This is a genomic window from Lysobacter fragariae (assembly GCF_054779775.1).
The window spans coordinates 256,142-280,004 of sequence record NZ_BAAGXP010000001.1 but is presented as its reverse complement, the minus strand read 5'-3'; the positions used below and the strand labels follow the sequence as shown (position 1 = coordinate 280,004).

General features: G+C 67.2%; 22 protein-coding genes and 1 pseudogene. 17 read left to right on the top strand and 6 right to left on the bottom strand.

The features are described from left to right. The first annotated feature begins 15 nt into the window (after positions 1 to 15). The 3 genes from ACYVD7_RS01270 to tsaB all read left to right on the top strand — a co-directional run bounded on the left by ACYVD7_RS01270 (position 16) and on the right by tsaB (position 3,573). Entirely contained in the window at positions 16 to 582 is a 567-nt protein-coding gene (locus ACYVD7_RS01270) for a hypothetical protein (protein WP_460758301.1), read from the top strand. 9 nt (positions 583 to 591) lie between these two features. Then, entirely contained in the window at positions 592 to 2,772 is a 2,181-nt protein-coding gene (locus ACYVD7_RS01265; protein ID WP_460758299.1) for an ATP-dependent DNA helicase, read from the top strand. 105 nt (positions 2,773 to 2,877) lie between these two features. Next, complete coding sequence (tsaB, locus tag ACYVD7_RS01260; protein ID WP_460758297.1) at positions 2,878 to 3,573, top strand: tRNA (adenosine(37)-N6)-threonylcarbamoyltransferase complex dimerization subunit type 1 TsaB; 696 nt, start codon at positions 2,878 to 2,880, stop codon at positions 3,571 to 3,573. Positions 3,574 to 3,696: 123 nt separating this feature from the next. Here tsaB and ACYVD7_RS01255 read toward each other — a convergent pair whose 3' ends face one another. Continuing rightward, on the bottom strand, positions 3,697 to 4,590 hold the full coding sequence (locus ACYVD7_RS01255) for an energy transducer TonB (protein WP_460758295.1): 894 nt from the start codon (positions 4,588 to 4,590) through the stop codon (positions 3,697 to 3,699). Beyond that, positions 4,587 to 5,564: a glutathione synthase gene (gene gshB, locus ACYVD7_RS01250; RefSeq protein WP_460758293.1), complete on the bottom strand. Its 978-nt coding sequence runs from the start codon at positions 5,562 to 5,564 to the stop codon at positions 4,587 to 4,589. Before gshB ends, ACYVD7_RS01255 begins: the two co-directional genes overlap by 4 nt. Positions 5,565 to 5,795: 231 nt before the next feature. Between gshB and ACYVD7_RS01245 the strand changes: the two genes are divergently transcribed. From ACYVD7_RS01245 to ACYVD7_RS01220, 6 genes and pseudogenes are all read left to right on the top strand, one after another. Beyond that, a complete protein-coding gene (locus ACYVD7_RS01245) occupies positions 5,796 to 6,203 on the top strand; it encodes a response regulator (RefSeq protein ID WP_460758292.1) in 408 nt (135 codons plus the stop codon). Between the two features lie 18 nt (positions 6,204 to 6,221). Further along, positions 6,222 to 6,587 carry a response regulator transcription factor gene (locus ACYVD7_RS01240; RefSeq protein ID WP_460758290.1) on the top strand — a complete coding sequence of 122 codons (366 nt, stop codon included), beginning with the start codon at positions 6,222 to 6,224 and terminating at the stop codon, positions 6,585 to 6,587. Between the two features lie 2 nt (positions 6,588 to 6,589). Continuing rightward, positions 6,590 to 7,141, top strand: a complete 552-nt coding sequence (locus tag ACYVD7_RS01235; RefSeq protein ID WP_460758289.1) for a chemotaxis protein CheW — start codon at positions 6,590 to 6,592, stop codon at positions 7,139 to 7,141. A gap of 35 nt (positions 7,142 to 7,176) precedes the next feature. After that, positions 7,177 to 9,189 carry a methyl-accepting chemotaxis protein gene (locus ACYVD7_RS01230; RefSeq protein WP_460758287.1) on the top strand — a complete coding sequence of 671 codons (2,013 nt, stop codon included), beginning with the start codon at positions 7,177 to 7,179 and terminating at the stop codon, positions 9,187 to 9,189. A gap of 27 nt (positions 9,190 to 9,216) precedes the next feature. Beyond that, entirely contained in the window at positions 9,217 to 9,393 is a 177-nt protein-coding gene (locus ACYVD7_RS01225) for a hypothetical protein (protein ID WP_460758285.1), read from the top strand. After that, positions 9,390 to 11,609: pseudogene (locus tag ACYVD7_RS01220) on the top strand (Hpt domain-containing protein); the annotation flags it as partial. The gene ACYVD7_RS01225 and the pseudogene ACYVD7_RS01220, both read left to right, overlap by 4 nt. Positions 11,610 to 12,438: 829 nt before the next feature. Here ACYVD7_RS01220 and ACYVD7_RS01215 read toward each other — a convergent pair. Beyond that, positions 12,439 to 12,825 carry a pentapeptide repeat-containing protein gene (locus tag ACYVD7_RS01215; protein WP_460758730.1) on the bottom strand — a complete coding sequence of 129 codons (387 nt, stop codon included), beginning with the start codon at positions 12,823 to 12,825 and terminating at the stop codon, positions 12,439 to 12,441. A gap of 416 nt (positions 12,826 to 13,241) precedes the next feature. Here ACYVD7_RS01215 and ACYVD7_RS01210 point away from each other — a divergent pair, with 416 nt between their 5' ends. The 3 genes from ACYVD7_RS01210 to ACYVD7_RS01200 are packed head-to-tail and all read left to right on the top strand — an operon-like array spanning position 13,242 to position 17,561. Next, positions 13,242 to 15,650, top strand: coding sequence for a response regulator (locus ACYVD7_RS01210; protein ID WP_460758728.1), 2,409 nt, complete (start codon positions 13,242 to 13,244; stop codon positions 15,648 to 15,650). Continuing rightward, positions 15,643 to 17,034, top strand: coding sequence for a chemotaxis protein CheB (locus ACYVD7_RS01205; RefSeq protein WP_460758283.1), 1,392 nt, complete (start codon positions 15,643 to 15,645; stop codon positions 17,032 to 17,034). The genes ACYVD7_RS01210 and ACYVD7_RS01205 overlap by 8 nt, the downstream gene beginning before the upstream one ends. A gap of 56 nt (positions 17,035 to 17,090) precedes the next feature. Beyond that, positions 17,091 to 17,561 (top strand): chemotaxis protein CheW, encoded by a 471-nt coding sequence (locus ACYVD7_RS01200; protein ID WP_460758281.1) that lies wholly within the window; start codon positions 17,091 to 17,093, stop codon positions 17,559 to 17,561. Positions 17,562 to 17,694: 133 nt separating this feature from the next. On the opposite strand, the gene ACYVD7_RS01195 is transcribed toward ACYVD7_RS01200, so the two are convergent. Further along, on the bottom strand, positions 17,695 to 18,432 hold the full coding sequence (locus ACYVD7_RS01195) for a 16S rRNA (uracil(1498)-N(3))-methyltransferase (protein ID WP_460758279.1): 738 nt from the start codon (positions 18,430 to 18,432) through the stop codon (positions 17,695 to 17,697). Further along, positions 18,423 to 19,877, bottom strand: a complete 1,455-nt coding sequence (gene bioA / locus ACYVD7_RS01190) for an adenosylmethionine--8-amino-7-oxononanoate transaminase (RefSeq protein WP_460758276.1) — start codon at positions 19,875 to 19,877, stop codon at positions 18,423 to 18,425. Before bioA ends, ACYVD7_RS01195 begins: the two co-directional genes overlap by 10 nt. Positions 19,878 to 19,993: 116 nt before the next feature. On the opposite strand from bioA, the gene nudE reads away from it, so the two are divergent. The 4 genes from nudE to ACYVD7_RS01170 all read left to right on the top strand — a co-directional run bounded on the left by nudE (position 19,994) and on the right by ACYVD7_RS01170 (position 22,598). Continuing rightward, positions 19,994 to 20,542 carry an ADP compounds hydrolase NudE gene (nudE, locus tag ACYVD7_RS01185; RefSeq protein WP_460758275.1) on the top strand — a complete coding sequence of 183 codons (549 nt, stop codon included), beginning with the start codon at positions 19,994 to 19,996 and terminating at the stop codon, positions 20,540 to 20,542. Next, positions 20,539 to 21,336, top strand: a complete 798-nt coding sequence (gene cysQ / locus ACYVD7_RS01180) for a 3'(2'),5'-bisphosphate nucleotidase CysQ (protein ID WP_460758273.1) — start codon at positions 20,539 to 20,541, stop codon at positions 21,334 to 21,336. The genes nudE and cysQ overlap by 4 nt, the downstream gene beginning before the upstream one ends. A gap of 102 nt (positions 21,337 to 21,438) precedes the next feature. Beyond that, a complete protein-coding gene (gene mazG, locus ACYVD7_RS01175; protein WP_460758271.1) occupies positions 21,439 to 22,287 on the top strand; it encodes a nucleoside triphosphate pyrophosphohydrolase in 849 nt (282 codons plus the stop codon). A gap of 8 nt (positions 22,288 to 22,295) precedes the next feature. Next, positions 22,296 to 22,598: an Mpo1-like protein gene (locus tag ACYVD7_RS01170; protein WP_460758269.1), complete on the top strand. Its 303-nt coding sequence runs from the start codon at positions 22,296 to 22,298 to the stop codon at positions 22,596 to 22,598. 103 nt (positions 22,599 to 22,701) lie between these two features. Here the strand turns inward: ACYVD7_RS01170 and ACYVD7_RS01165 are convergent, their stop codons facing one another. Then, positions 22,702 to 23,040: a DMT family protein gene (locus tag ACYVD7_RS01165; RefSeq protein WP_460758267.1), complete on the bottom strand. Its 339-nt coding sequence runs from the start codon at positions 23,038 to 23,040 to the stop codon at positions 22,702 to 22,704. A 110-nt stretch (positions 23,041 to 23,150) separates the two neighbouring features. On the opposite strand from ACYVD7_RS01165, the gene ACYVD7_RS01160 reads away from it, so the two are divergent. Then, on the top strand, positions 23,151 to 23,861 hold the full coding sequence (locus ACYVD7_RS01160) for a response regulator transcription factor (RefSeq protein ID WP_460758265.1): 711 nt from the start codon (positions 23,151 to 23,153) through the stop codon (positions 23,859 to 23,861). Positions 23,862 to 23,863 lie beyond the last annotated feature (2 nt).

The following is a 23,863-nucleotide window of genomic DNA, read 5'->3' as shown; positions in this document are numbered from 1 at the left end:
GAAGTGATGGATTCGATGAAGAGAACGATTGGACTGACGATGGCATGTGCCGCCCTGGCGGCCTGCGTGTCGCAGCCACCGGCGCAGGACAAGCCGGCCTTCGACGGTGCCGCGCTGGCACAGGTCGTTCGCGCCGCCGGCAAGGCGAGTACGGGCGAACTGGAAGTGCAGCCGCTGCGCGATCCGCAGGTCGAGGACCTGCGTCAGCAGGCCGCACAGCTGGAGGCCATGCACATGTACCGCGGCGCCGCAGACCTGCTGGACAAGGCGATCGCGCTGCATGCCGAAGACCCCGCGCTGATGCAGGATCGCGCCGAACTCGCCCTGCTGCTGCGCAATGCTCCCGACGCGGAACAGTTCGCGAAGCGCGCAATCGCGCTGGGCTCCACCACCGGCCCGCTGTGCCGCCGCCACTGGGAAACCCTGCTGCAGATGGCGCTGGTGCGCGCCAACGACACGCTGGTTCGCCGCCACGAATCCGAAGCGCAGGCGATCCAGCGCGTCAACGATGCCGCCGCGGAAGTGCGCAACGCGCGGCAGCAGCGCGACGCCTGCACCGTAGCCGCGCCGAATCGCTACTAGCCGGCTTCCATGGGTCGCTTAGCTGAAGCCAGCCGCGCCGCATTGAGCGAAGGCGGCGATCTCGCCGCACGCATCGATGCGTTCGCCCCGCGTCCCGCGCAGCAGGACCTGTCCGCGGCGATCGCCGATGCCTTCGAGTCGCGCGACACGCTGATCGCCGAAGCCGGCACCGGCACCGGCAAGACCTTCGCCTACCTCGTGCCGGCGCTGCTGTCGGGGATGAAGACCATCATCTCCACCGGCACCCGCGCGCTGCAGGACCAGCTTTACCATCGCGACCTGCCACGCGTGCGCGATGCGCTGGGACGCGGCATGAAGACCGCGTTGCTGAAAGGGCGCGCCAACTACCTGTGCCTGTACCGGTTGAACCACGCCAAGGGCGAGCCGAAGTTCGCCAACCGCGAACAGATCGCGCAGTTCCAGCGCATCGTCACCTGGGGCGGTCGCACCAAGATGGGCGATCTGGCCGAACTGGAAGCGCTGCCGGAGGATTCGCCGCTGCTGCCGATGGTGACGTCGACCACCGACAACTGCCTGGGCAGCGAATGCCCGTTCTACGCCGACTGCTTCGTCGTGCAGGCGCGACAGCGCGCGCAGGCGGCGGACGTCGTCGTGGTCAATCATCACCTGCTGCTCGCCGACCTTGCGCTCAAGCAGGAAGGCTTCGGCGAAATCCTGCCAGGCGCGCAGGCCTTCGTCGTCGACGAAGCGCACCAGCTCCCGGACCTGGCCGCGCAGTTCTTCGGTGAAGCGCTCAGTGCGCGACCGCTGGTGGAGCTCGCCCGCGATTCGCTGGCCGAATGCAAGGATGTGCCGGGCTCACTGGCCACCGTGCAGGCGCCGTCGCGGGAGCTGGAACAGGCCGTGCGTGCGTTGCGTTCGGCGATGGATGAATTGCCGGTGCGTGGCACCCGGCGTCGCGCGGCGGAATTGCCGGCGGCGGAAGAGGCGCTGGATGCGTTGGAGGCGGTGCTGCGACAGATGCAGCAGGTGTTGGAGGCGCTGCGCGAGACATCGCCGGGTTTCGACAGTTGTGCGGCACGGGCGCGGGATTTCGTTGCCCGTTTGGCGCGATGGCGCGATGACGGGTTCGTGGGGGCGAGGGAAATAAAGGGGTCAGGGTCATTTTCCGACGAAGTCGTGTCGCGAAGCCCGATATCGCCGCGGGAAAATGACTCTGACCCCTTTGTTTCCTCTTTCTCCGCAGCCGCGGAAGAAGAAAACGACCAGCCCACCTTCGATCGCCGCGAAACCGGCGTGCACTGGTACGAACTCACCGCGCGCGGCTTCCGCTTCAGCCGCACACCGCTGGATGTTGCGGGCCCACTCGCGCAGCATCGCGAGCGCTCGAACGCATCGTGGGTGTTCACTTCGGCGACGCTTGCGGTTGGCGGGCGTTTCGATCACTACGCCGACAAGCTCGGCTTGATCGAACCACGCACGCTGCTGGCGCCCAGTCCGTTCGACTGGCCGCGACAGGCGCTGTGCTACCTGCCGCCGGGCCTGCCGGATCCAACCGTGCGCAACTACAACGAGATGCTGGTCGAACGGTTGCGACCGGTGCTGGAAGCGTCTTCCGGTCGCGCCTTCATCCTGTTCGCCTCGCACCGCGCGTTGCGCGAAGCCGCCGAGTTGTTGCGCGGAGGCCCGTGGCCGCTGTTCGTGCAGGGCGAGGCGCCACGTCCGGTGTTGCTGGAACGCTTCCGCGCTTCCGGCAACGGCGTGTTGTTGGGCGCCGCGAGTTTCCGCGAGGGCGTCGATGTCGCCGGCGAAGCACTCAGCGTCGTGATCATCGACAAGCTGCCGTTTGCCGCGCCGGACGATCCGGTGTTCGAGGCGCGCCTGGAAGCGATCCGCCGCAACGGCGGGAATCCCTTCCGCGACGAACAGCTGCCGCAGGCGGTGATCGCGCTCAAGCAGGGCGCGGGCCGGCTGATCCGCAGCGAAAGCGATCGCGGCGTGCTGGTGCTGTGCGATCCGCGCCTGGTGGGCAAGAGCTACGGCAAGGTGTTCCTCGACTCGTTGCCGCCGTTGCCGCGGACGCGCCGGATCGAAGACGTCGCCGAGTTCTTCGCACCGGATTCGACGGTGCGCGAAGTTGCGGGGTCCTACGCTGAAGACGGACATCTTCCCGAAGTCGATCTGGAATCATCGATCCCGCAGTTCCAGCCGGATCACCGCGACGGCTGACGGCAAGCGCCCGAAGCACCTTCAGGGCGCACCGGGCGCCCGGATCCGCCCGATCTTGCCGGTTTCCTGTCATTGACCGGCGCGGACACCTGATAATCGCCTCGCATGAAACTCCTCGCCTTCGAAACCGCCACCGAAGCCTGTTCCGTCGCCTTGTGGCTGGACAGCGAAATCCGCGAACGCTTCGAGCTCGCGCCGCGCCGCCACGCCGAGCTGTCCTTGCCGTGGGCGGAGCAACTGCTCGCCGAGGCAGGCGTGAAGAAGTCGCAACTCGATGCCATCGCCATCGGTCGCGGCCCCGGCGCGTTCACCGGCGTGCGGCTGGCCATCGCGATCGGGCAGGGCATCGCGCTCGCACTGGACCGGCCGATCGTGCCGGTGTCCACGCTGGCCGCACTGGCGATGCAGGCCGCCGGCCCGCGCGTGCTCGCGGCGATCGATGCGCGCATGGGCGAGGTTTACACCGCGGCATTCGAATTGCGCGAAGGCGACGCCATTGCGTTGACCGGCGAGCGTGTCGCTGCGCCTGATGCGGTCGACCTTCCGGACGACCGGGACGACTGGCACGCGGTGGGTACCGGCTTTGGTGCTGCCGGAGGACTGCTGGCACAGCGGCTGGGAAGACGCCTGGTCTCGACCGATGCACAGGCGCTGCCGCATGCCGCCGACATCGCGCGACTGGCCGTGCTCGCATTCGCACGCGGGGAGGCCGTCGCGCCCGAGCGTGTGGAACCGGCGTACCTGCGCAACAACGTCGCGCTCACCATCGCCGAGCAGCAGGCGTTGCGCGACTCGCGTTGAGTCCGAAGCAGTCCATCGACTTCGGGACTGCAGCCCTACGCTGGAGATGAGCGGAACGGAATCGGGATTTCGCGCACGGGGATGAGCGGCGCCGTTCGGAGTGCGGGCTTCCGCCTTCCGTGGTTAGTAGTCGATCAATTCGCCGCCCGGCAGGAAACGCCAGGTGCGGACCACATGGAGGATGTCCGGGTTCTCTTCCGTGCTGGGCAGCGGCGCATAAGGCTCGGCGAGCCTGACGATGCGCAGGGCGGACGAATCCAGGAGCGGAACGCCGCTGGACCGGACGATCTGCGCCTTCTCCACCGTGCCGTTGCGCCGTATCGCGATCGTGATCACCACCTCGCCGGCCAGACGGCGGCGGCGGGCCTCGTCCGGATAGTTGAGGTTGCCCACGCGTTCCACCCGCTTGACCCACTCCGCCAGATAGGTCGCCCAGGCATATTCGGTGGTGCTGGCCGATACGAACTTGCGCTTGGGACGCTTGGCGTACTGCTCGGAGTTCAGCTGGATCTCGGCGGCCAGCCGTGCCATCGCCATGTCGCGGGCGATCTTTTCGCGCCCGCGCGGCAGCATGTTCTCGTCGGGCGGTGGGGTGGCCTGGGCCCGGGCGACGCTTTCTTCGCCGCGCAGGCTGCTGACCACCCGATCCTGTGGCGCCGGCTGCGGCGCCGGCGACTGGGCCTGCAGCGGACGCGGGGCGATCCCGGGTTCGGGCTGCGGGACGGGACCGGACTGGGTTTCGCGCGGGCGGGTGGTCTTCTCGTGCTCGCCGCCGCCCTGGTTGGTCGCCTGGGCGAGGAAATCCGCCTGCTTCTTCGTCAGCGGCGATGTGGTTTCGGTAAGGATGACGTCCAGCGTCGGGATGATCGGCGCGGCGCTTTCCACCGCCCAGCCCACGCCGAGCAGGAGGATGGCGTGGATCAGCACCGACAGCACCATGGTCGCACTGATGCGCCGGTCCTCGCCGATGGCGTACTCGCCCGGGTGGGGCGGGATCTGTGCCGCGACGGTGCTCATGCCGCGCTACGGCTGCCGGCCAGCCTGGTTTCGATGGCGTCGAACAGCAGGCCGGCGATGTTCAGTCCGAACTGCGCGTCCAGCTCGCGGATGCAGGTCGGGCTGGTGACGTTGACCTCGGTCAGGTAGTCGCCGATGACGTCCAGGCCGACGAAGACCATGCCGCGACGCTTCATCTCAGGCCCGACCTGGGCAGCGATCCAGCGGTCGCGATCGCTCAGCGGTTGCCCCCGACCCTTGCCGCCTGCAGCCAGGTTGCCGCGGAACTCGTCACCCTGCGGGATCCGGGCCAGGCAATAGTCCACCGGCACGCCGTCGATGAGGAGGATGCGTTTGTCGCCTTCGCTGATCTCCGGCAGGTAGCGCTGGGCCATGGCCAGGTGGTGGCCGCCATTGGTCAGCGTTTCCAGGATCACGTTGGTGTTGGGGTCGCCGGCGCGGACCCGGAAAATCGAGCGCCCGCCCATGCCGTCCAGCGGCTTGAGCACGGCATCGCCCTGTTCGGCGACGAAAGCCTTGAGCACGGAGGCCTCGCGGCTGACCACGGTCGGGGGCACGCATTGGGGGAATTCCAGGGCCGCCAGCTTCTCGTTCAAGTCACGAAGCCCCTGCGGATCATTCACTACCCAGGCGCCTGCGCGCTGCGCCAACCCCAAGATCTGGGTGTCGTTGACGAAGTCCGGGTCGACCGGCGGGTCCTTGCGCATCAGCACGACCTGCCCCGGACCGAACACCAGCGGGGTCCAGTCGCCCAGTTCGTACCAGCCGGCGGGGTCGTCTTTCACCACCAGCGGCGCCACTGTCGCTTGGGCCTTGCCGGCGACTACAGCCAAGCCGCCCGGACGGACGTACCATAGCCTGTGACCACGGCGCTGGCCCTCCAGCAACATGGCGAAGGTAGAGTCCTTGGCGATCTTGATGGACCCGATCGGATCCATCACTACGACGATGTCGATACCCGGGTCCGATGGCATGGTCGCGGCGGCTGAAACGATGCGAGGATGGTAGCAGGCAGTTCGACGCGCACCGCGGAACTCCGCGTTGCGATGGCGCGAACGAGACGGCCTTCACTACGGTGCCAACCGGCACATTCAGGGACGATGCGCGACAAGCTCGCGCTTGACAGCCTGCGCGGGGCTTGAAATAAAGACACTTCGCGACGCGCGGGGGATGCGCCGCGCTTCGCACAAGGGGATGGTGAGAGCATGCAAGAGGGTAACGGCAACCTCGACGGTCTGAAGGTCATGGTGATCGACGATTCCAAGACCATTCGCCGTACCGCAGAAACCTTGCTCAAACGCGAGGGCTGCGAAGTGGTGACCGCGACCGATGGCTTCGAAGCCCTCGCCAAGATCGCCGACCAGCAACCCCAGATCATTTTCGTGGACATCATGATGCCGAGGCTGGATGGCTACCAGACCTGCGCGTTGATCAAGAACAACCATCTGTTCAAGAACACGCCGGTGATCATGTTGTCGTCCAAGGATGGATTGTTCGACAAGGCCCGCGGCCGTATCGTGGGTTCGGAGCAGTACCTGACCAAGCCATTCACGCGCGAGGAACTCCTCGACGCGATCCGCAATCACGTGCACGACAATGCACGAAACGCCTGACCGGGGGGTAGGGCAGACATGGCAAGAATCCTGCTTATCGAGGACTCGCCGACCGACACGGCGGTTCTGACCCAGATGCTTGAGCGCAACGGTCACCAGGTGCTGGCTTCGGGCAGCGCCGAGGATGGCCTTGCCGCGGCCAAGCGCGAACTCCCTGACCTCGTGGTCATGGACGTAGTGCTGCCCGGCATGAACGGCTTCCAGGCCACGCGTGCCCTGTCCAAGGATGCCGCCACCAGCGCCATCCCCGTGCTGATCCTCAGCACCAAGGACATGGACGTGGACAAGGCCTGGGGCATGCGCCAGGGCGCCAAGGACTACATCGTCAAGCCGCCGCGCGAAGCCGACCTGATCGCCCGCATCAACGCCGTACTGGGGCACTGAGCATGCAATCGCTCGCGCCGTTCGACCTGCTGGCCGATTACGAGCACCGCAGCCTTGAACACGTCGTCGGCCTGCCTGAGCAGCTCGACGCGCCGGGGCTGTGGCGCGGCGTCGGTTATCGGGTGGGCAACCGCCGGCTGGCGTCGGGCTTCGACCAGGTGCGCGAAATCCTGCCGCTGCCGCAGATCACCGCGGTGCCGGGTGCGCAGCCGTGGATGCTTGGCGTCGCCAACGTGCGCGGCAGCCTGCTGCCGATCGTCGACCTCAAGCAGTTCCTGGAAGGCGAGCGCACGGTGATGCACGAGTCCCAGCGCGTCCTGCTGGTGCGCCAGCCGGGCGGTGACGTCGCCGTGCTGATCGACGAGCTGTATGGACAGCGCAGCTTCAACGAGCCTCAGCTGATGGCCCCCGAGCAGTTGGAACAGGCCGACATCTCGCAAGGCCATTACGCCAATTTCGTCGAGCGCGCCTATCGCGTCGACGAGCAGTCGTGGGGGATCTTCAGCCTGGACCGGCTGGCCCGCACGCCCGAATTCCGCCAAGCCGCGGCCTGAGCCGCCCGCAGACAGATCGTCAACGAGGTTGAACCATGAGCACTGTGATGAATCCCCAAGGCCGCGGTCTCGGCGTAAATACCTGGTTGACCATCCTCGGCGTCTCGGTGGCGCTGTTCGGCCTCAACGCCGGCTACGCGACCTACAAGGGCGCGCGACTCGGCGGCGCCAGCTCCTCGGCTTCGGCGCTGCAGGTGAACTCGCAGCGACTGGCCGTGCAGGGCTCCGAGGCGGTGTCCGGTGACAAGGAGGCCTACGCGGCCTTCAAGGCCACCAAGGCGCAGATGGACAGCGACATCGGCCTGATCAGCGGCCGCTTCGGCAACGAGCTGGGCGTTTCCGGTGACGTGCAGAAGGTAGCGGGCACTTGGGACCTGCTGGGCAAGAACGCCGACCAGGTGATCGCCTCGGAAGCCGCGGTGACTGGCGTGGCCGCGCGAGCCGACAGCTTCGCGGGCAAGGTGCCGCAGCTGCAGGCGCGCCTGGACGAGCTGGTGCGCGCGATGTCCTCCAGCGGTTCGCCCGCCTCGCAGGTCTATCTCGCCCTGCGCCAGAACGTGCTGGCCGGCCAGATGGACAAGAACATCACCTCCATGCGCGCCGGCGGTGCCGGTGCCTCGGTGGCCGGCGACCAGCTCTCCCGTACCGCCGCGGTGTTCGGCAGCGTGCTGTCGGGCCTGCGCAAGGGCGACGCCGCGGTCGGCGTGACCCCGCTGTCCAACGGCGGCGCGCTCGCCGCACTCGGCCAGGCCGAAACGCTGTGGACCGACATGAAGAAGGATGTCGACGCGATCGCCGGCGGCTCCAAGTCTCTGTTCACCGCACAGGCTGCGGCGGCCACGATCACCAGCGAATCCAACGCCATGCTCGGCCAGAGCGAGTCGCTGTTCCGCGCGCTGACCGCGTTCGGCTCGGTGCGCAGCAAGAACCCGCTGGGCCACATCCTGATCAGCATCATCACCGGCCTGATCGCCCTCGTCGCCATCGGCGGCCTGCTGTTCTCCTTGAACCGCGCACAGCAGAAGCGCTACCAGACCACGAAGGAACTGAACGACCGGAACCAGGAGGCGATCATGCGCCTGCTGGACGAAATGGGTTCGCTCGCAGAAGGCGACCTCACCGTGAAGGCGACCGTGACCGAGGACATGACCGGCGCGATCGCGGACTCGATCAACTTCGCCGTCGAACAGCTGCGCAGCCTGGTACAGACCATTACCGACACCTCCGTGCAGGTGGCATCGAGCGCACAGGAAACGCAGGCCACCGCCATGCACCTGGCCGAAGCCGCACAGCACCAGGCGCACGAGATCAGCTCCGCCTCCGACCGCATCAGTGAAATCGCGGCGAGCATCGACCAGGTCTCGAAGAACTCCGCCGAATCCGCGGACGTGGCGCAACGCTCCGTGCAGATCGCGACCAAGGGTGCGGGCGTGGTACGCCAGACGATCGCCGGCATGGACTCGATTCGCGACCAGATCCAGGAAACCTCGAAGCGAATCAAGCGACTGGGTGAGTCGTCGCAGGAAATCGGCTCGATCGTGGAACTGATCAACGACATCTCGGAACAGACCAACATCCTGGCGCTGAACGCCGCAATTCAGGCGGCCTCGGCCGGTGAAGCAGGCCGCGGGTTCGCGGTGGTGGCCGACGAAGTGCAACGACTCGCAGAACGCGCGTCCAACGCGACCAAGCGAATCGAGACGCTGGTGCAGACGATTCAGTCCGACACCAACGAAGCGGTGTCCTCGATGGAACAGACGACCTCGGAAGTGGTCGCGGGTGCACGCCTCGCCGAAGACGCCGGTACCGCGCTGGGCGAGATCGAAAAGGTGTCGTCCGACTTGTCGGGCCTCATTCAGGGCATCTCGACCGCGGCGAAGCAGCAGTCCAGCGCCGCATCGAACATCACCGCGACGATGAACACCATCCAGTCGATCACCGCGCAGACCTCGCAGGGTGCCAGCCAGACGGCGCAATCGATCGGAAACCTGGCGCAGCTCGCAGCCGACCTGCGCCGCTCGGTGGCCGACTTCAAGCTGCCGGCCTGACGCCAGGACGACGGAACGATGGCCTGCATGGGCACAGTGCACCAACCCACCGCGCGCGCCAGCGGCGCGCCGGGCGGCGGTGGGCGTGCCGTGGCAGGAAATGGGCTGGCCGCACGGCCGCCTGAAAGCATGGGCAAGCGCGTCGTCATGACTACTGATTTCCTGCACACCGTCGTCGCCACCGCACGCGGAGACCATCGATGACCGTGTTGCGCGACGCGATCGATACCACCACGCTGGGTTGGGTCAAGCCCGAACTCGACGCGACCATGAAGCTGGCGCGCGACGAGATCGAAGCCTTTGCCGAGACCCCGTCGCAGTCCTCGCACATGAAGGCGTGTGCCGCGCACATGCACCAGGTGCACGGCACGCTGCGCATGATCGAGCTGTACGCCCCGGCGATGGTCGCCGAGGAAATGGAACGCCTGTCGCTGGCGCTGCTGCGCGGTGAAGTCGCCGAGCGGGACGAAGCCTGCGCTGCGCTGATGCGTGGCGTCGTGCAGCTGCCCGATTACCTGGAACGCCTGCAGGGCGGCCATCGCGATATTCCGATCGTCCTACTGCCACTGCTCAATGAATTGCGTGCGCGCCGCGGTGAAACCGGCCTCAGCGAGAGCGTGCTGTTCTCGCCGGACCTGGACCGCCCGCTGCCGCAGGACATCCCGGCGCCCGCTGCCGAAGCCAAGCCCGGCCGTGATGCCCTGACGCCGCAACTCGGGGCCCTGCGCGATGCGCTGGCCGCCTGGCCGGAAGACGGTGCCCCTGCAGATGCCGGGCACCTCGCCAAGGTCGTCGATGGCCTGCTGGCGGATGCCGGTACCGAACCCCTGCGGCGAATGCTCTGGGTGGCTTCGTCCGTCGCCGGCGCGTTGCGCGACGGCGCGCTGGAATCCAGTCGCGGACTGCGCCAGGCCTTCGCCGGCGTGGAACGTGAAACCCGGCAGATGCTGGCCGAAGACAGCTTCGCCTTCGGTGCCCCGCGCGAGGATGCCGTCGCCGAGCCCACCCGCCAGCTGCTCTACCACGTTGCCCACAGCAGCGGCCGTCACCCGGCGCTGGACAGCCTGCGCGAGACCTTCGATCTCGCCGCGCAGATGCCGAGCGAGGACGAACTCGCCCACGCCCGCGGCAGCCTCAGCGGGCGCAACCGTGCGCTGCTTGACACCGTGTCGGCTGCGATCAAGGAAGACCTCCTGCGCGTCAAGGACGCGCTCGATCTGCACCTGCGCACCAAGCGCACCGACGTCACCGAACTCGGCCCGCAGGTCGAGGGGCTGACGCGCGTCAGCGATACCCTGGGCATGATGGGCCTGGGTGTCGCGCGCAACGTCGTGCTGCAGCAGCGCGATGCGATGCGCGACATCGTGTCCGGGGCGCGCCCCGCCGATGAAGGCGCGCTGCTCGATGTTGCCGGCGCCCTGCTTTACGTCGACGCGTCGCTCGACGACCAGGTCGCCCGACTTGGCCTGCCCGACGGCGGTGTGGAGACCGACCTGGCGGCAGGCGAACGTCGCAAGGTCATCGAATTCGTGGTGCGCGAGGCCATCGCCAACTTCGGCGATGCCCGCCAGTCGTTCGTTGCATTCGTCGAAACGGGTTGGGAACACGCCGAACTGGCCGAAGTGCCGCGCCTGCTCGAGGAAGTCGGCGGCGCGCTGCGTATCCTCGAACAGACCCAGCCCGCCGATTACCTCAACGCGGTCAAGCGTTATGTCGAAGTCGAGCTGATCGCTCGCCAGCGCGTTCCCAACAGCCAGCAACTCGACACGATGGCCGATGCGTTGGCCAGCCTCGAGTACTTCCTTGAGGCGCTGCGCGACCAGCGTCCGGCCCGCGACGAGATCCTCGAGATTGCCCGCCACGCCCTGGAACGCCTGCGTTACTGGCCGTTGCCGGCGATGGAAGCAGCCGCGACGGGGCATGGTTTCGAGGGGCATGGCATCGATGTGCCGGACACCGAGCTTGCCAATGCGCTGAGTTTCGACAAGATCGAAAAATTCCCGGGCGTCGCACACCCCCAGCAACCGAGCGCCCCGGCCGTCCCGGCCAGCCTCGAATTCTTCGACGCAACGTCGCCGATTGCACCGCAGGCGCCAGCGACCGCCTCGCCGCCGCCCGCTCCCGTGCAGGCACCGGCCCCGATTGCCGGCAATGCCGCCGCAGTCGCCGCCGGCGGCTTCGAACGCAGCGACGACATCGACGACGAAATCCGCGAAGTCTTCCTGGAAGAACTGCAGGAAGAAATCGCCAACCTCGGCGGCATGTTGCCGCCGTGGCAGGACGCGCCGGACGACGGCGAACGCCTGCGTCCGATCCGTCGCGTCTTCCACACGCTCAAGGGCAGCGGCCGCCTTGTCGGCGCCAGGACCCTGGGCGAGTTCAGCTGGAAGGTCGAGAACATGCTCAACCGCGTGCTCGACGGCTCGCGCCCGGCCAGCCCGGCCGTGGTTGCGCTCGTCGGCCATGCGTACGACGCCCTGCCGCAACTTCATGCGGCACTGCGCGGCGAAAGCGCGATCACGGCCGACCTTTCCGGAATAGAAGCCATCGCCGAGCGCCTGGCTGCCGGTGAGGAAGTCGCTTACACCGCGCCGGTTGCAGCGGCCGCGCCGGAACCGGCCGTGGTCGAAGCCGAACCGGAAGCCGCGATCCCGGACCTGACCTCTGCGGTTTCCATCGTCGGCGAAGAGCTCGTCGAGCCGGTGGCGCCGATCGAGGCGATGGCACCGGTTGCAGCCGCCCCTGCGATCGTCGACGGCGTGCCGGCTTCGGTCGATCCGCTGCTGCTTGAGATCCTCAGCGGTGAAGTCGCCGGCCACCTGGGCACGATCGACGCCTGGCTGGATAGCGTGAAGGCAGCGCCGCACCCGGCGACCGACACGCTGCAACGTGCCGTGCACACGCTCAACGGCGCGTTCGCGATGACCGAAGTCCCGGTCATTACCGAGATCACTGGCCCGACCGAGATCTACATCAAGCGATTGCTCGCTTCTGGCGGCGTACCGACAGCCGAAGGTGTTGCCGCCGTGGACGCGGTCGCCGATGCCATCCGCGCCACCGTGGTCGGCCTCCAGTCGCACGTCCCGCACGTCCCGCGCTTCCCCGGCCTGACCGCGCGCATGCAGGCCCTGCGCGACAGCCTGCCCGACGCACGCGCACCGCTGCCGGTCGAAATCGACGACATCCCGACGGTCGACCTCAGCGACTTCACCAACCTGGCAGGCGACATCACCGCCGATGGCCTGACCATCAGCGAGCCGGTCGGCCACGAGCCGCCCGCGCATAGCGGCTTTGAGATGGGCGATGCTGGAACCGCCAGCGTCGAAGCCGAGCGTGCCGAAGCCGAACGCGTCGAAGCCGAACGTGCCGAAGCCGAACGTGCCGAAGCCGAACGTGCCGAAGCCGAACGTGCCGAAGCCGAACGCGCCGAAGCCGAACGCGTCGAAGCCGAACGCGCCGAAGCCGAACGCGCCGAAGCCGAACGCGTCGAAGCCGAACGCGTCGAAGCCGAACGTGCCGAAGCCGAGCGTGCCGAAGCCGAACGTGCCGAAGCCGAGCGTCTCGAAGCAGAGCGTCTCGAAGCAGAGCGTCTCGAAGCAGAACGCCTTGCCGCTGAGGAGGCCGAATACGCGGCACTGGAAGCCGAGTACGCGGCGGAAGCACAGCAAAAGGCTGCCGAGGCCGAGCGTGCCACGGTCGAGCCTGCTGCTGCCGACAGACTCACCCAGGAGCAAGCTGCAGCCGAGCAGGCCGCAGCCGAGCAAGCCGCAGTCGAGCAAGCTGCAGCCGAGCAGGCCGCAGCCGAGCAGGCCGCAGTCGAGCAAGCTGCAGCCGAGCAGGCCGCAGCCGAGCAAGCTGCAGCCGAGCAAGCTGCAGCCGAGCAAGCTGCAGCCGAGCAAGCTGCAGCCGAGCAAGCTGCAGCCGAGCAGGCCGCAGCCGAGCAGGCCGCAGCCGAGCAGGCCGCAGCCGAGCAGGCCGCAGCCGAGCAGGCAGCAGCAGCCCTCGCCGCCGCAGCTGCAGCGTCCTCGCTGCCGTCGCAGGTCGCCACGGCGTTGCAACCGGCTCCTGCCGCCTCCGAAGATCCGGATGAAGCGCTGGACCTGACCGGTCTGGACTCGGAACTCGTCGACATCTTCGTCGAGGAAGGTTCCGACCTGCTCGACCATTCCGACGGCCTGTTGGCCGAACTGCGCGCAACCCCGGATGCGCGCGAACCGATGGTCAACCTCCAGCGCAACCTGCACACCCTCAAGGGCGGTGCGCGCATGGCCGGCATCATGGCCGTGGGTGAACTCGGCCACTCGATGGAATCGCTGCTGGAATCGGTGGTCGAACACCGCGTCGAACTGGGCTCCGACGGATTGCCGTTGCTCGAGCGCGGCTTCGATCGCCTGCACGCCATGGTCACCCGCGTTGGTGACCGTCGCGCGATCGCGATGCCGGATAACCTCATCGCGCAGTTCGATGCCCGTGCCCGCGGCGAGATACTGGCCCCGCTCGAGCCGGCAACAATCGATGTCACCGAAACCGCCGAAGTCGCAGCTCCGGCCGAGCGGCCCGCACCCGCGCCCACCGCACTCGACCGCAAGCTGTCCGCGCCGATGGCGGATGTCGTGCCGGGCGAGGACGACGATGTTGCCGCCCGCGCACCGCAGGAACAGGTACGCATCCGTGCCGACCTGCTCGACCGCCTCGTCAACTACGCCGGCGAAGTCGCGATCTACCGCGCACGACTGGAACAGCAGCTGGGTGCCTTCCGCGTCGCCATCGCGGAAATGGACCAGACCAACCTGCGTATGCGCGACCAGCTGCGTCGCCTGGAGATCGAAACCGAAGCGCAGATCATCGCGCGCTTCCAGCGCGAGCACGACACCAGCGACAGCACGTTCGATCCGCTCGAGCTCGACCGCTTCTCCACCCTGCAGCAGCTCTCGCGCGCACTGGTCGAGTCGGCCACTGACCAGGGCAGCCTGCAGGTCACTCTGGACGACCTGACCCGCCAGTACGAAACCCTGCTGCTGCAGCAGTCGCGCGTGAGTTCGGAACTGCAGGAAGGCCTCATGCGCACGCGCATGGTGCCGTTCGATTCGCTGCTGCCGCGCCTGCGTCGCGTGGTGCGACAGGCGTCCGGCGAAACCGGCAAGAACGCACAGCTCAAGCTCAGCAACGCACAGGGCGAACTGGACCGCAACGTCCTGGAGCGCATGACCGCGCCGCTGGAGCACATGCTCCGCAACTCGATCGCGCACGGGCTGGAAACGCCGGACAAGCGCAAGAAGGCGGGCAAGGGCGAAGAAGGCACGATCACGATTGGTATTCGCCGCGAAGGTTCGGAAGTCGTCCTCGACGTTTCCGACGACGGCGCCGGCCTCAATCGCGACGCCATCCGCAAGCGTGGCGAGGAACGTGGCCTGGTCCGCCAGGGCGCGGTGATCAGCGATACCGACCTGGACATGCTGATCTTCGAGCCGGGCTTCTCCACGGCGGACGAAGTCAGTCGCCTCTCGGGTCGCGGCGTCGGCATGGACGTGGTGGCGTCGGAAGTCCGCCAGCTCGGCGGCACCATCGACATCGTATCCACGCCGGGCAAGGGCGCGCGCTTCATCCTGCGCCTGCCGCAGACGCTGGCAGTCACACAGGCCGTGTTCGTGCGCATCGGCGAAACCAGTTTCGCCGTGCCGATCGCTTCGGTCCGCGGCGTGGGCCGCATCGCCCGCAACCAGCTCGGCGGCGTCGACACCAACTACCAGTACGGCGGTGAGGACTATCCGGTCCACGACCTGGGCAACCTGGTCGGCCACGCACCCGCCAAGGCCGAAGGCCAGTTGCAGATGCCGTTGCTGCTGGTCCGCGCCGGCGACCTGCGCGCCGCAGTCTGCGTCGACCAGGTCATCGGCAACCGCGAAATCGTGGTGAAGCCAGGTGGTCCGCAGATCTCTTCGATCCCCGGCATCTTCGGCGCGACGATCATGGGCGACGGCAGCGTCGTGGTGATCCTCGACGTCGCACCGCTGGTGCGCCGCCAGGCGGTGCTCGCGCCGGAGCTGTTGCCGATTGCGCCGGTTGTCGAAACGCGCCGCGTTCCGATGGTCATGGTGGTCGACGACTCGGTCACCATGCGCAAGGTCACCGGCCGCGTGCTGGAACGCAGCAACTTCGAAGTGCTGACCGCGAAGGATGGCCTGGACGCGCTCGAGAAGATGGTCGAGCACGTCCCCGACCTGATGCTGCTCGACATCGAAATGCCGCGCATGGACGGTTACGAGCTCGCCACCGCGATGAAGGCCGATCCGCGCCTGCGCAACGTGCCGATCATCATGATCACCTCGCGCAGCGGCGAGAAGCATCGCCAGCGTGCCTTCGACATCGGCGTCAACCGTTACCTCGGCAAGCCGTATCAGGAGCCGGAACTGCTCCGCAATGTGTTTGACCTGCTAGGGATTGCACGCCCCAATGAGTGATGGAAATGCCCGCCGCGTAGTCCTGCTGGCCCGCCCAGGCGTGGCGTGCGACCGCATGCGCGAGGCGCTGGACCAGGCTGGCGCGAACATCGCGCTGGTCGCCGATCCGACCACGACGGACCAGGCCTCCGTGCTTGCCGCGCAGCCGGAAGTCGCCCTGATCGTGCTGGATGCCGCCACCGACGAAGCGCTGGACCGCTTTGACGACCTGCTGGCCAATCCGAACATTGAGGTGTTCTTCGAGGAAGCCGAGCTCGCCGTCGGTCGCGTAGGTTGGGACGCGGCGCGCTGGGTCCGCCACCTGGCTGCGAAGCTGCGTCACTCGCAGGATGTATTGCCGCCGGGTCGCGATGCGCCGGCAGCGCCGCCGGGATTGGGCGTTGCCACCGTGATGCCGATGCAGATACAGGACATCGAGCCGGCCAACGGCGCCGGGATGACGGACGACGCCGTCGAGCGGGTCGACGTGCACGCCAATCTCGAACTGGTGACCGCGGATTTCACCGAAGCAGCTCCCAATGCCAACGCGGCACGGCCGCAGGCGACTTCGCCCTTCGCCAGTTTCGAACTGGAACCGGTGGACGAGGTTGCGCCGCTCGACGTCCACGCCAACATGGAGCTGGTCTCCACCGAACTGGGTGACCAGTCCGCGCATTATTCCGACGAACACCAGGACGAACCCGCGTCGCCGCTGGTGGCCAAGTTCGAACTGGAGCTGGTGGACGAGACGCCTACCGAGATCAAGCTCGAGGGCATGGGGCTGGAAACCGACCACCCCGCCGAGGCTGACCGCTTCCACAACGACCTGGCCGACCTGCATACCCGCATCGCCTCGATGGAGCTTTCGGACGATCGACCGTCTGCCGGCGTGCGCGGTGCCGTGTTGATCCTGGCCGGCATTGGCGGTCCCGACGCCGTGCGCCAGTTGCTCGGCGCGCTCCCGGAGAACTTCCCGCGTGCCGTGCTGGTGCAGCAGCGCCTGGACGGTGGTCATTACGACAAGCTGGTCGCGCAGATGCAGCGCGCGACCACCTCCCCGGTGACACTTGCGATCGTGGGCGACGCCCTGCAGGCGGCCACGGTCTACATCCTGCCGCCGACACTGGGCGTGCAGGAGAGCGGGCAGGGCCTTGTGTTCACCGATTCGCCGGTCGACCTGCTGGTCGCGTTGCCCGCCAATGACAGCGCGGTGCTGATGCTAAGCGGCAGCGACCCGACGCAGGTCGACGCGGTGATGAAGCTGGCCGCTGGCGGGGCGCTGGTCGCCGGGCAGGCGCTGGACGGTTGCTATGACATCGCGGCGCCTTCGGCGCTGGTGTCGCGCGGCGGCCAGGCCGGCAAGCCGCAGGAACTCGCCCGCCGCCTCGCCGAACGCTGGCACTGACATGAAATCGTCGCCCGCGTGATCCACGCAGGCCCAGGAAAACCGAGATCGCGCCGATGACCACCACCCCGCAACAAGACATCCGAGGCGTGCTGATCGCCGTCACCGGCGCGCGCCTGCTGTTGCCCAACGCGACGATTGCCGAAGTGCTGTCCTTTGCACCACCGGCGCAGATCGAGAACGCTCCCGACTGGCTGCTCGGCCGCATGCGCTGGCGCGGCTGGCAGTTGCCGTTGATCGCGTTCTCGCGCATGGCCGGGATCGCCGCCGAGCAGGGCGGACTGGGCAGCAAGGTCGTCGTGCTCAAGGCGATGGGAGGCGATTCCAAGTCGCCGTACTTCGCCATCCTGACCCAGGGATTCCCGCGCCTGGTCACCGTGTCGCGCGATCGCATGGTGAGCGAGCCCGACGACAACCTGCCTACCGGCGTGCGCAAACACGTCTGGCTCAACGAAGACGAAGCCTACATCCCCGATCTCGAAGCGATCGAGGCGATGATCGGCGGCGCGCTGACGCAGGCGGCCTGAACAGCGGAAACGCTGCTCGAACGTATCTCAGCCTGCGCGATTCTTACCAGGTCGCGTCTGCGTGCCCACTGTCTCTGGTTGATTCAGGCGTCGACGCCACCAGCTACGCGTCGAGCGAAACATTGGAACGGTGTTAAGCCAGGTCGCCGAAGCGCGCCTGCAAAGCCGCGATCGCGGCCAGGCCCGCAGTCTCCGTGCGCAGGATCCGCGGTCCCAGCTTCATTCCACGGAATCCGGCAGCGACGAGCTGCTCGGAGTCGAGCGGCGACCAGCCGCCTTCCGGACCGACTGCGATAGCGATGCCTTCAGCGACGTCAGCGTCCACGGTCGCCAGCGAACAGTCGCCCTGTGGATCGAGGATCAGTCGCGTGCCGCCTGCCGGCAACGCTGCTGACGCCATCGCCAGCGAAACCGGTGCCACCACCTCGGGCACGCAGGCGCGCCCGCTCTGCTCGCAGGCGGCGACTACGACGCCGCGCCAATGCGCAAGACGTTTCGCCGCGCGAGCTTCGTCCAGCTTCACTTCGCTGCGCTGCGACCAGACCGGAATGAATGCGGCGACGCCCAGCTCGGTCGCCTTCTGCAGGATCAGGTCCATCTTCTCGCCGCGTGCCACGCCCTGCAGCAGCGTGATCCGCAGTGGCGACTCGTTTGCGACGACGTGCGCCGATTCGATCGCCACGCGCAGTTCGCGCTTGCCGAGGGCGACGATGCGCGCGGCGTAGTCGCAGCCGTCGCCGTTGAACAACACGCAGGCGTCGCCGACGACCAGGCGCAGGACGCGGGAAAGATGGGTGGCCGGGCCATCGGGCAGCGCGACCTCGCTGCCCACGCGCAGCGGCTGGTCGACGTGGACGCGGGTCACGCGCATTGGGTGGCTTCCTCTATCGCGGCGCGGGTGACGCGCGCCAGCAGTTGCAGCGCTTCCTCGTCCACGCAGTACGGCGGCATCCAGTACAGCGTGTCGGCCAACGGGCGCAGCACGACACCGCGCGCCAACGCCGCGCGATAGGCGCGCAGGCCCACGCGCAGCGACGAATCGAACGCGGTAGTCCTGCCACCGTCGCGGGTCAGTTCGAACGCCACCACCATCCCGGTCTGGCGCACATCCGCGACGTGGGGAAGTTCGCGCATCGGTGCGGACAATTCGGCCATGCGCGCCGCGGTCGCGCGATTGCGCGCCAGCACGTCGTCGGTGGCGAAGATGTCCAGCGACGCCAACGCGGCTGCGCACGCCAGCGGATTGCCGGTGTAGCTGTGCGAATGCAGGAAGGCACGCTCGCGCGAGTCGTCCAGGAACCCGTCATAGATGGATTGCGTGGCCAGCACGGCTGCCAGCGGCAACGCGCCGCCGGTCAGTCCTTTCGACAGGCACAGCAGGTCAGGCTGGATACCTGGCGTGGCGTCACCTTCATCCGGCGCCTGTTCGCAGGCGAACATCGTTCCGGTGCGGCCGAAGCCCACGGCGATCTCGTCGGCGATCAGGAACACGCCGTGTTCGTCGCACACCTGCCGCGCCAGCGTCAGGTACAGCGGGTCGTGCATGCGCATGCCGCCGGCGCACTGCAGCAGCGGTTCCAGGATCAGCGCACATACCTCGCCTTCGTGCTCCTGCAGCAACTGGCGCAGTGCGTCGGCTGCGCGTCGTGCGCGATCGGCGGGAGATTCGCCCGGCTCGCACAGGTAGGCGTCCGGCGACGGTGCGAACAGCGCCTGCGCCAGCAGCGGTGCGTACACGCGGCGATACAACGGGATGTCGCCGACGGACAGCGCACCGATGGTTTCGCCGTGGTAGCCGTTCTGCAGCGCGACGAATTTCGTGCGGCGCAGCTCGCCGCGATTGCGGAACCAATGGAAGGCCATCTTCAGCGCGACTTCCACGCCAGCCGAACCGTTGTCGGCGTAGAACACCTTGGTCAGCGGTTCGCGGCCGGCCTGGCGCGGCGCGATGGCGAGCAGGCGCTCGGCCAGCTCCACGGCGGGGGCGTGCGAAAAGCCGGCGAGGATCACGTGCTCCAGCGTCGAGGCTTGCCGCGCGATGGCGGCCGCGATGCGCGGTTCGGCATGGCCGAACAGGTTGGTCCACCAGCTGCTGACCGCATCCAGGTAGCGCCGACCGTCGCGACCCACCAGCCACGCGCCTTCGCCGCGCTCGATCGGCACCAGTGGCAGGGTGTCGCCGCCGCGGCCGTCCGCCGCGGCGCCATCGAAGTGTTCGCGCATCTGCGTGCACGGATGCCAGAGCACGGCCAGGTCGCGGGACCGCCACGCGTCGGCGTCGGATATCATGGTCTTGTGGCTGCTTTCGCCTTGCATGCCGGCATTATCCGGGAGTCGGGGCCGAGGGGTTAGGGCCTGCCTACCGTTTTTCCCGCAGCACCCCCGCTGCACCCCGCTGCGCCCACACCCGCCGGATCCAGACCCTCGCACCGATGCCGCGCCGCCTTCCCACCATCCACCGCATCACCGAGCACGACGCCGGCCCCTACCGCATGGAGCGGATGGAGCTGGAGTTCGCCAACGGCGAGCGCCGCAACTACCAGCGCCTGCACGCGCGTGGGCACGGTGCCGTCTTCGTCGTCCCGATGCTGGACGACGAAACCGTATTGCTGGTGCGCGAATACGCCGCCGGCGTGCATCGCTACGAGCTGGGTGTGGTGAAGGGGCGTATCGACGAAGGCGAAACGCCGCTACAGGCCGCCGATCGCGAGTTGAAGGAAGAAGCCGGTTACGGCGCCCGCTCGCTCACGCTGCTGCGCGAATTGACCCTGTCGCCCGCGTACATGACCCATACCGCGCAACTGGTACTCGCGCGCGACCTGTATCCCGAACGGCTTCCGGGCGACGAACCCGAGGAGCTCGAAGTCATCCCGTGGAAGCTCGATTCCCTGCACGAACTCATCCTGCAGGAGGATTTTTCCGAAGGCCGCACCATCGCGGCGCTTTTCATCGCCCGTGAGTGGCTGAGGTTGAACCGATGATCGAAACAGCATTGCGCGAGAACGTGATTTCCCTGGCGCAGGACGCTGCGGCGGCGATCCTTGGCATCTACGACAGCGATTTCGCCATCGAGCACAAGGACGACAAGTCGCCATTGACTGCGGCGGACCTGACCTCGCATCGCTGCATCATCGAAGGACTGGCGCGCCTGACGCCGGACATCCCGGTGCTGTCGGAGGAATCGGCGTCCGAGGTCGACACCGTGCAGCGCCGCGGCTGGCGTCGGATGTGGATCGTGGATCCGCTCGACGGCACGCGCGAATTCATCAAGCGCAACGGCGAGTTCACCGTCAACATCGCGCTGGTCGAGGACGGCGTCGCCGTCTTCGGTGTCGTGCAGGCGCCGGTGACCGGCGTGTGCTGGCACGGTGGCGCGCAACTGGGCGCGTTCCGCCGCGTCGACGGCAACCAGGCGCCGCTGCACGTGCGCGCGCCCGCGACCGCGCCGTTGCGCGTGGCCGCGAGCCGTTCGCATCGCGACGAACGCACGCAGGCGTTCATCGAGCGCATGGGCGAGGTCGAGCCGATCGGCCTGGGGTCCTCGCTCAAGTTCTGTCGCATCGCCGAAGGCGGCATCGACGTGTATCCGCGCTTCGGCCCGACCAGCGAGTGGGACACGGCTGCGGCGCAATGCGTGCTGGAAGGTGCCGGCGGCGCGGTGCTGGACCCGCAGGGTCGACCGTTCCGCTACAACCAGCGCGACACCATTCTCAATGGCGACTTCATCGCACTGGGCGACACCACGCTGCCATGGCGGGATTGGCTCGGAGCGTAGTGCCGAATTTGCCCGGCACGCTGTTGATTGGTTTTCTCGAATGAGAGCGCGCCGAGCGAGCTCGGCACCCGCATGACGGCACGCCGGTACCAAAGAGCAGACATGAACGACCTTCCGCACGACCATCGCGATTACGACCAAGGTGACATCCGCACGCTGCTCGCGATCATGGCCCGCCTGCGCGATCCGCAGGGTGGGTGCCCGTGGGACATCGAACAGGACTTCGCCTCGATCGCGCCGTACACGATCGAGGAAGCCTACGAAGTCGCCGACGCGATCGATCGAAATGACATGCATGCGCTGAAGGACGAGCTCGGCGACCTGTTGCTGCAAGTGGTCTTCCATGCGCGGATGGCGCAGGAAGAAGGCGCGTTCGCGTTCGGTGATGTCGTCGCCGCGATCAGCGACAAGATGATCCGCCGCCATCCGCACGTCTTCGCCGATGCCACGGTCGAGGATGCCGATGCGCAGACCGTCGCGTGGGAAGAACAGAAGAAGCGCGAGCGCGAATCCGTCGGCCACGAAGACACTTCGGTGCTGGCGGGCATCGCCCGCGGCCTGCCGGAATGGCAGCGTGCGATGAAGCTGCAGAAACGCGCGGCGACTGTCGGATTCGACTGGCCCGACATCACGCCCGTGCTGGCCAAACTGCACGAGGAAATCGAGGAAGTCCGCGCCGAATTCGTCGCGATTGCCACGGCTCCAGACGATGTGCAGGCGCGCGATCGGTTGGAGGAGGAGATTGGCGACCTGCTGTTCGTCGCCGCCAACGTCGCACGGCACGGCAAGGTCGACGTGGGTGCGGCGATGCGTCGCGCCAACCTCAAGTTCGAACGCCGTTTCCGCGCGATGGAAGCGCTGGCGCAGGCCGAGGGGCAGTCGCTTGCCGGGCTGTCGCTGGAAGCGCAGGATCGTTACTGGGACCGCGCCAAGGCGGCCGAGAAGGGCTGATCGAACCCATGGGCCAGTACCCCAGCTTCCACGAGTTCTATCCGTTCTACCTCGGTGAGCACACCAATCGCACCTGCCGGCGCCTGCATTTCGTGGGCAGTTGCGGTTCGCTGGCGCTGCTGGCGACGGCTGCCATCACGTTCAACGCATGGTGGGTGCTGGGCGCGCTGCTGTGCGGGTACGGATTCGCATGGGTGGGGCATTTCTTCTTCGAGAAGAACCGCCCCGCGACGTTCAAGCACCCGCTGTATTCGTTCGCGGGTGACTGGGTGATGTTCAAGGACATCCTGATCGGCCGGATCCGGTTCTAGGCGGCGCGTTCTAGCCGGCGTTGCCTGGTCGCAGCCCGCCGCATCCACGTGCCTGGTTCACGGCGGCGGCGCTGGGGCCGCCGGTACCCCGCCGCAGTCGCCTTCAATCAAGGAAGATCAGCCACGCCGCCACGACGATCAGCGCGAACCCGGCCCAGTGGTTCCATTTCAACGGCTGGCCCAGGTACCACGCCGAAAAGCCGGCGAAGACCAGCAGCGTGATCACTTCCTGCATGCCCTTGAGCTGCGGCGCGGAGTACATCCCGGCACCGATCCGGTTGGCCGGAACCATCAGGCAGTACTCGAAGAACGCTATTCCCCAGCTGGCCAGGATCGCCGCCGTCAACGGCGCCGAGCGGTACTTCAGGTGCCCGTACCAGGCGAAGGTCATGAACACGTTGGAACCCAGCAGGAGCAGGATGGGGTACAGGCGGGTAGGCATGGGGCGCCGGAGTTTGATGAACGGGAGCCGAGCCTAGCGCATCGCCTTCACGACAAATCAACTCTTTTCGTTGCATCTTCACAAACCTGAAGTTGAACGGAGAGTCCCTCATGCAGTCAGTTCGGGAGGGCGGCCTCGTCCTCATCGTCGAGGACAACCGCAACATCTCGGAAATGGTCGGCGAGTATCTGGAAGGCCGTGGTTTCGAGGTCGACTACGCCGCCGATGGTCTCGACGGCTATCGCCTGGCCACCGAGAACAATTACGACGTGATCGTGCTGGACCTGATGCTCCCGCGCCTGGACGGCATCGAGGTCTGCAAGAAACTGCGCGAGGAAGCGCGCAAATCCACCCCGGTGCTGATGCTGACCGCCCGCGACACGCTGGATGAGAAGCTCAACGGCCTGTCGGTCGGCGCCGACGACTACCTGACCAAGCCCTTCGCCATCCAGGAACTGGAAGCCCGGCTGCGCGCGCTGATCCGCCGCGAGCGCCGGCAGGTGGGCGGCGAGGTGCTGAAGGTGGCTGACCTCGTGCTTGATCCTGCCTCGCTGCGCGTCACCCGCGACGGCGCCGAACTGCAGCTCTCGCCGATCGGACTGCGCCTGCTGACCATCCTGATGCGCGAATCGCCACGCGTGGTCAGCCGCCAGGAGATCGAGCGCGAGATATGGGGCAACGGGCTGCCGGACTCGGACACCCTGCGCAGCCACCTCTACAACCTGCGCAAGACCATCGACAAACCTTTCGGGAAGCAGCTGCTGCATACCGTGCAGAGCGCGGGCTACCGCGTCGCCGACATCTCGCATTCGCCCGACTGACA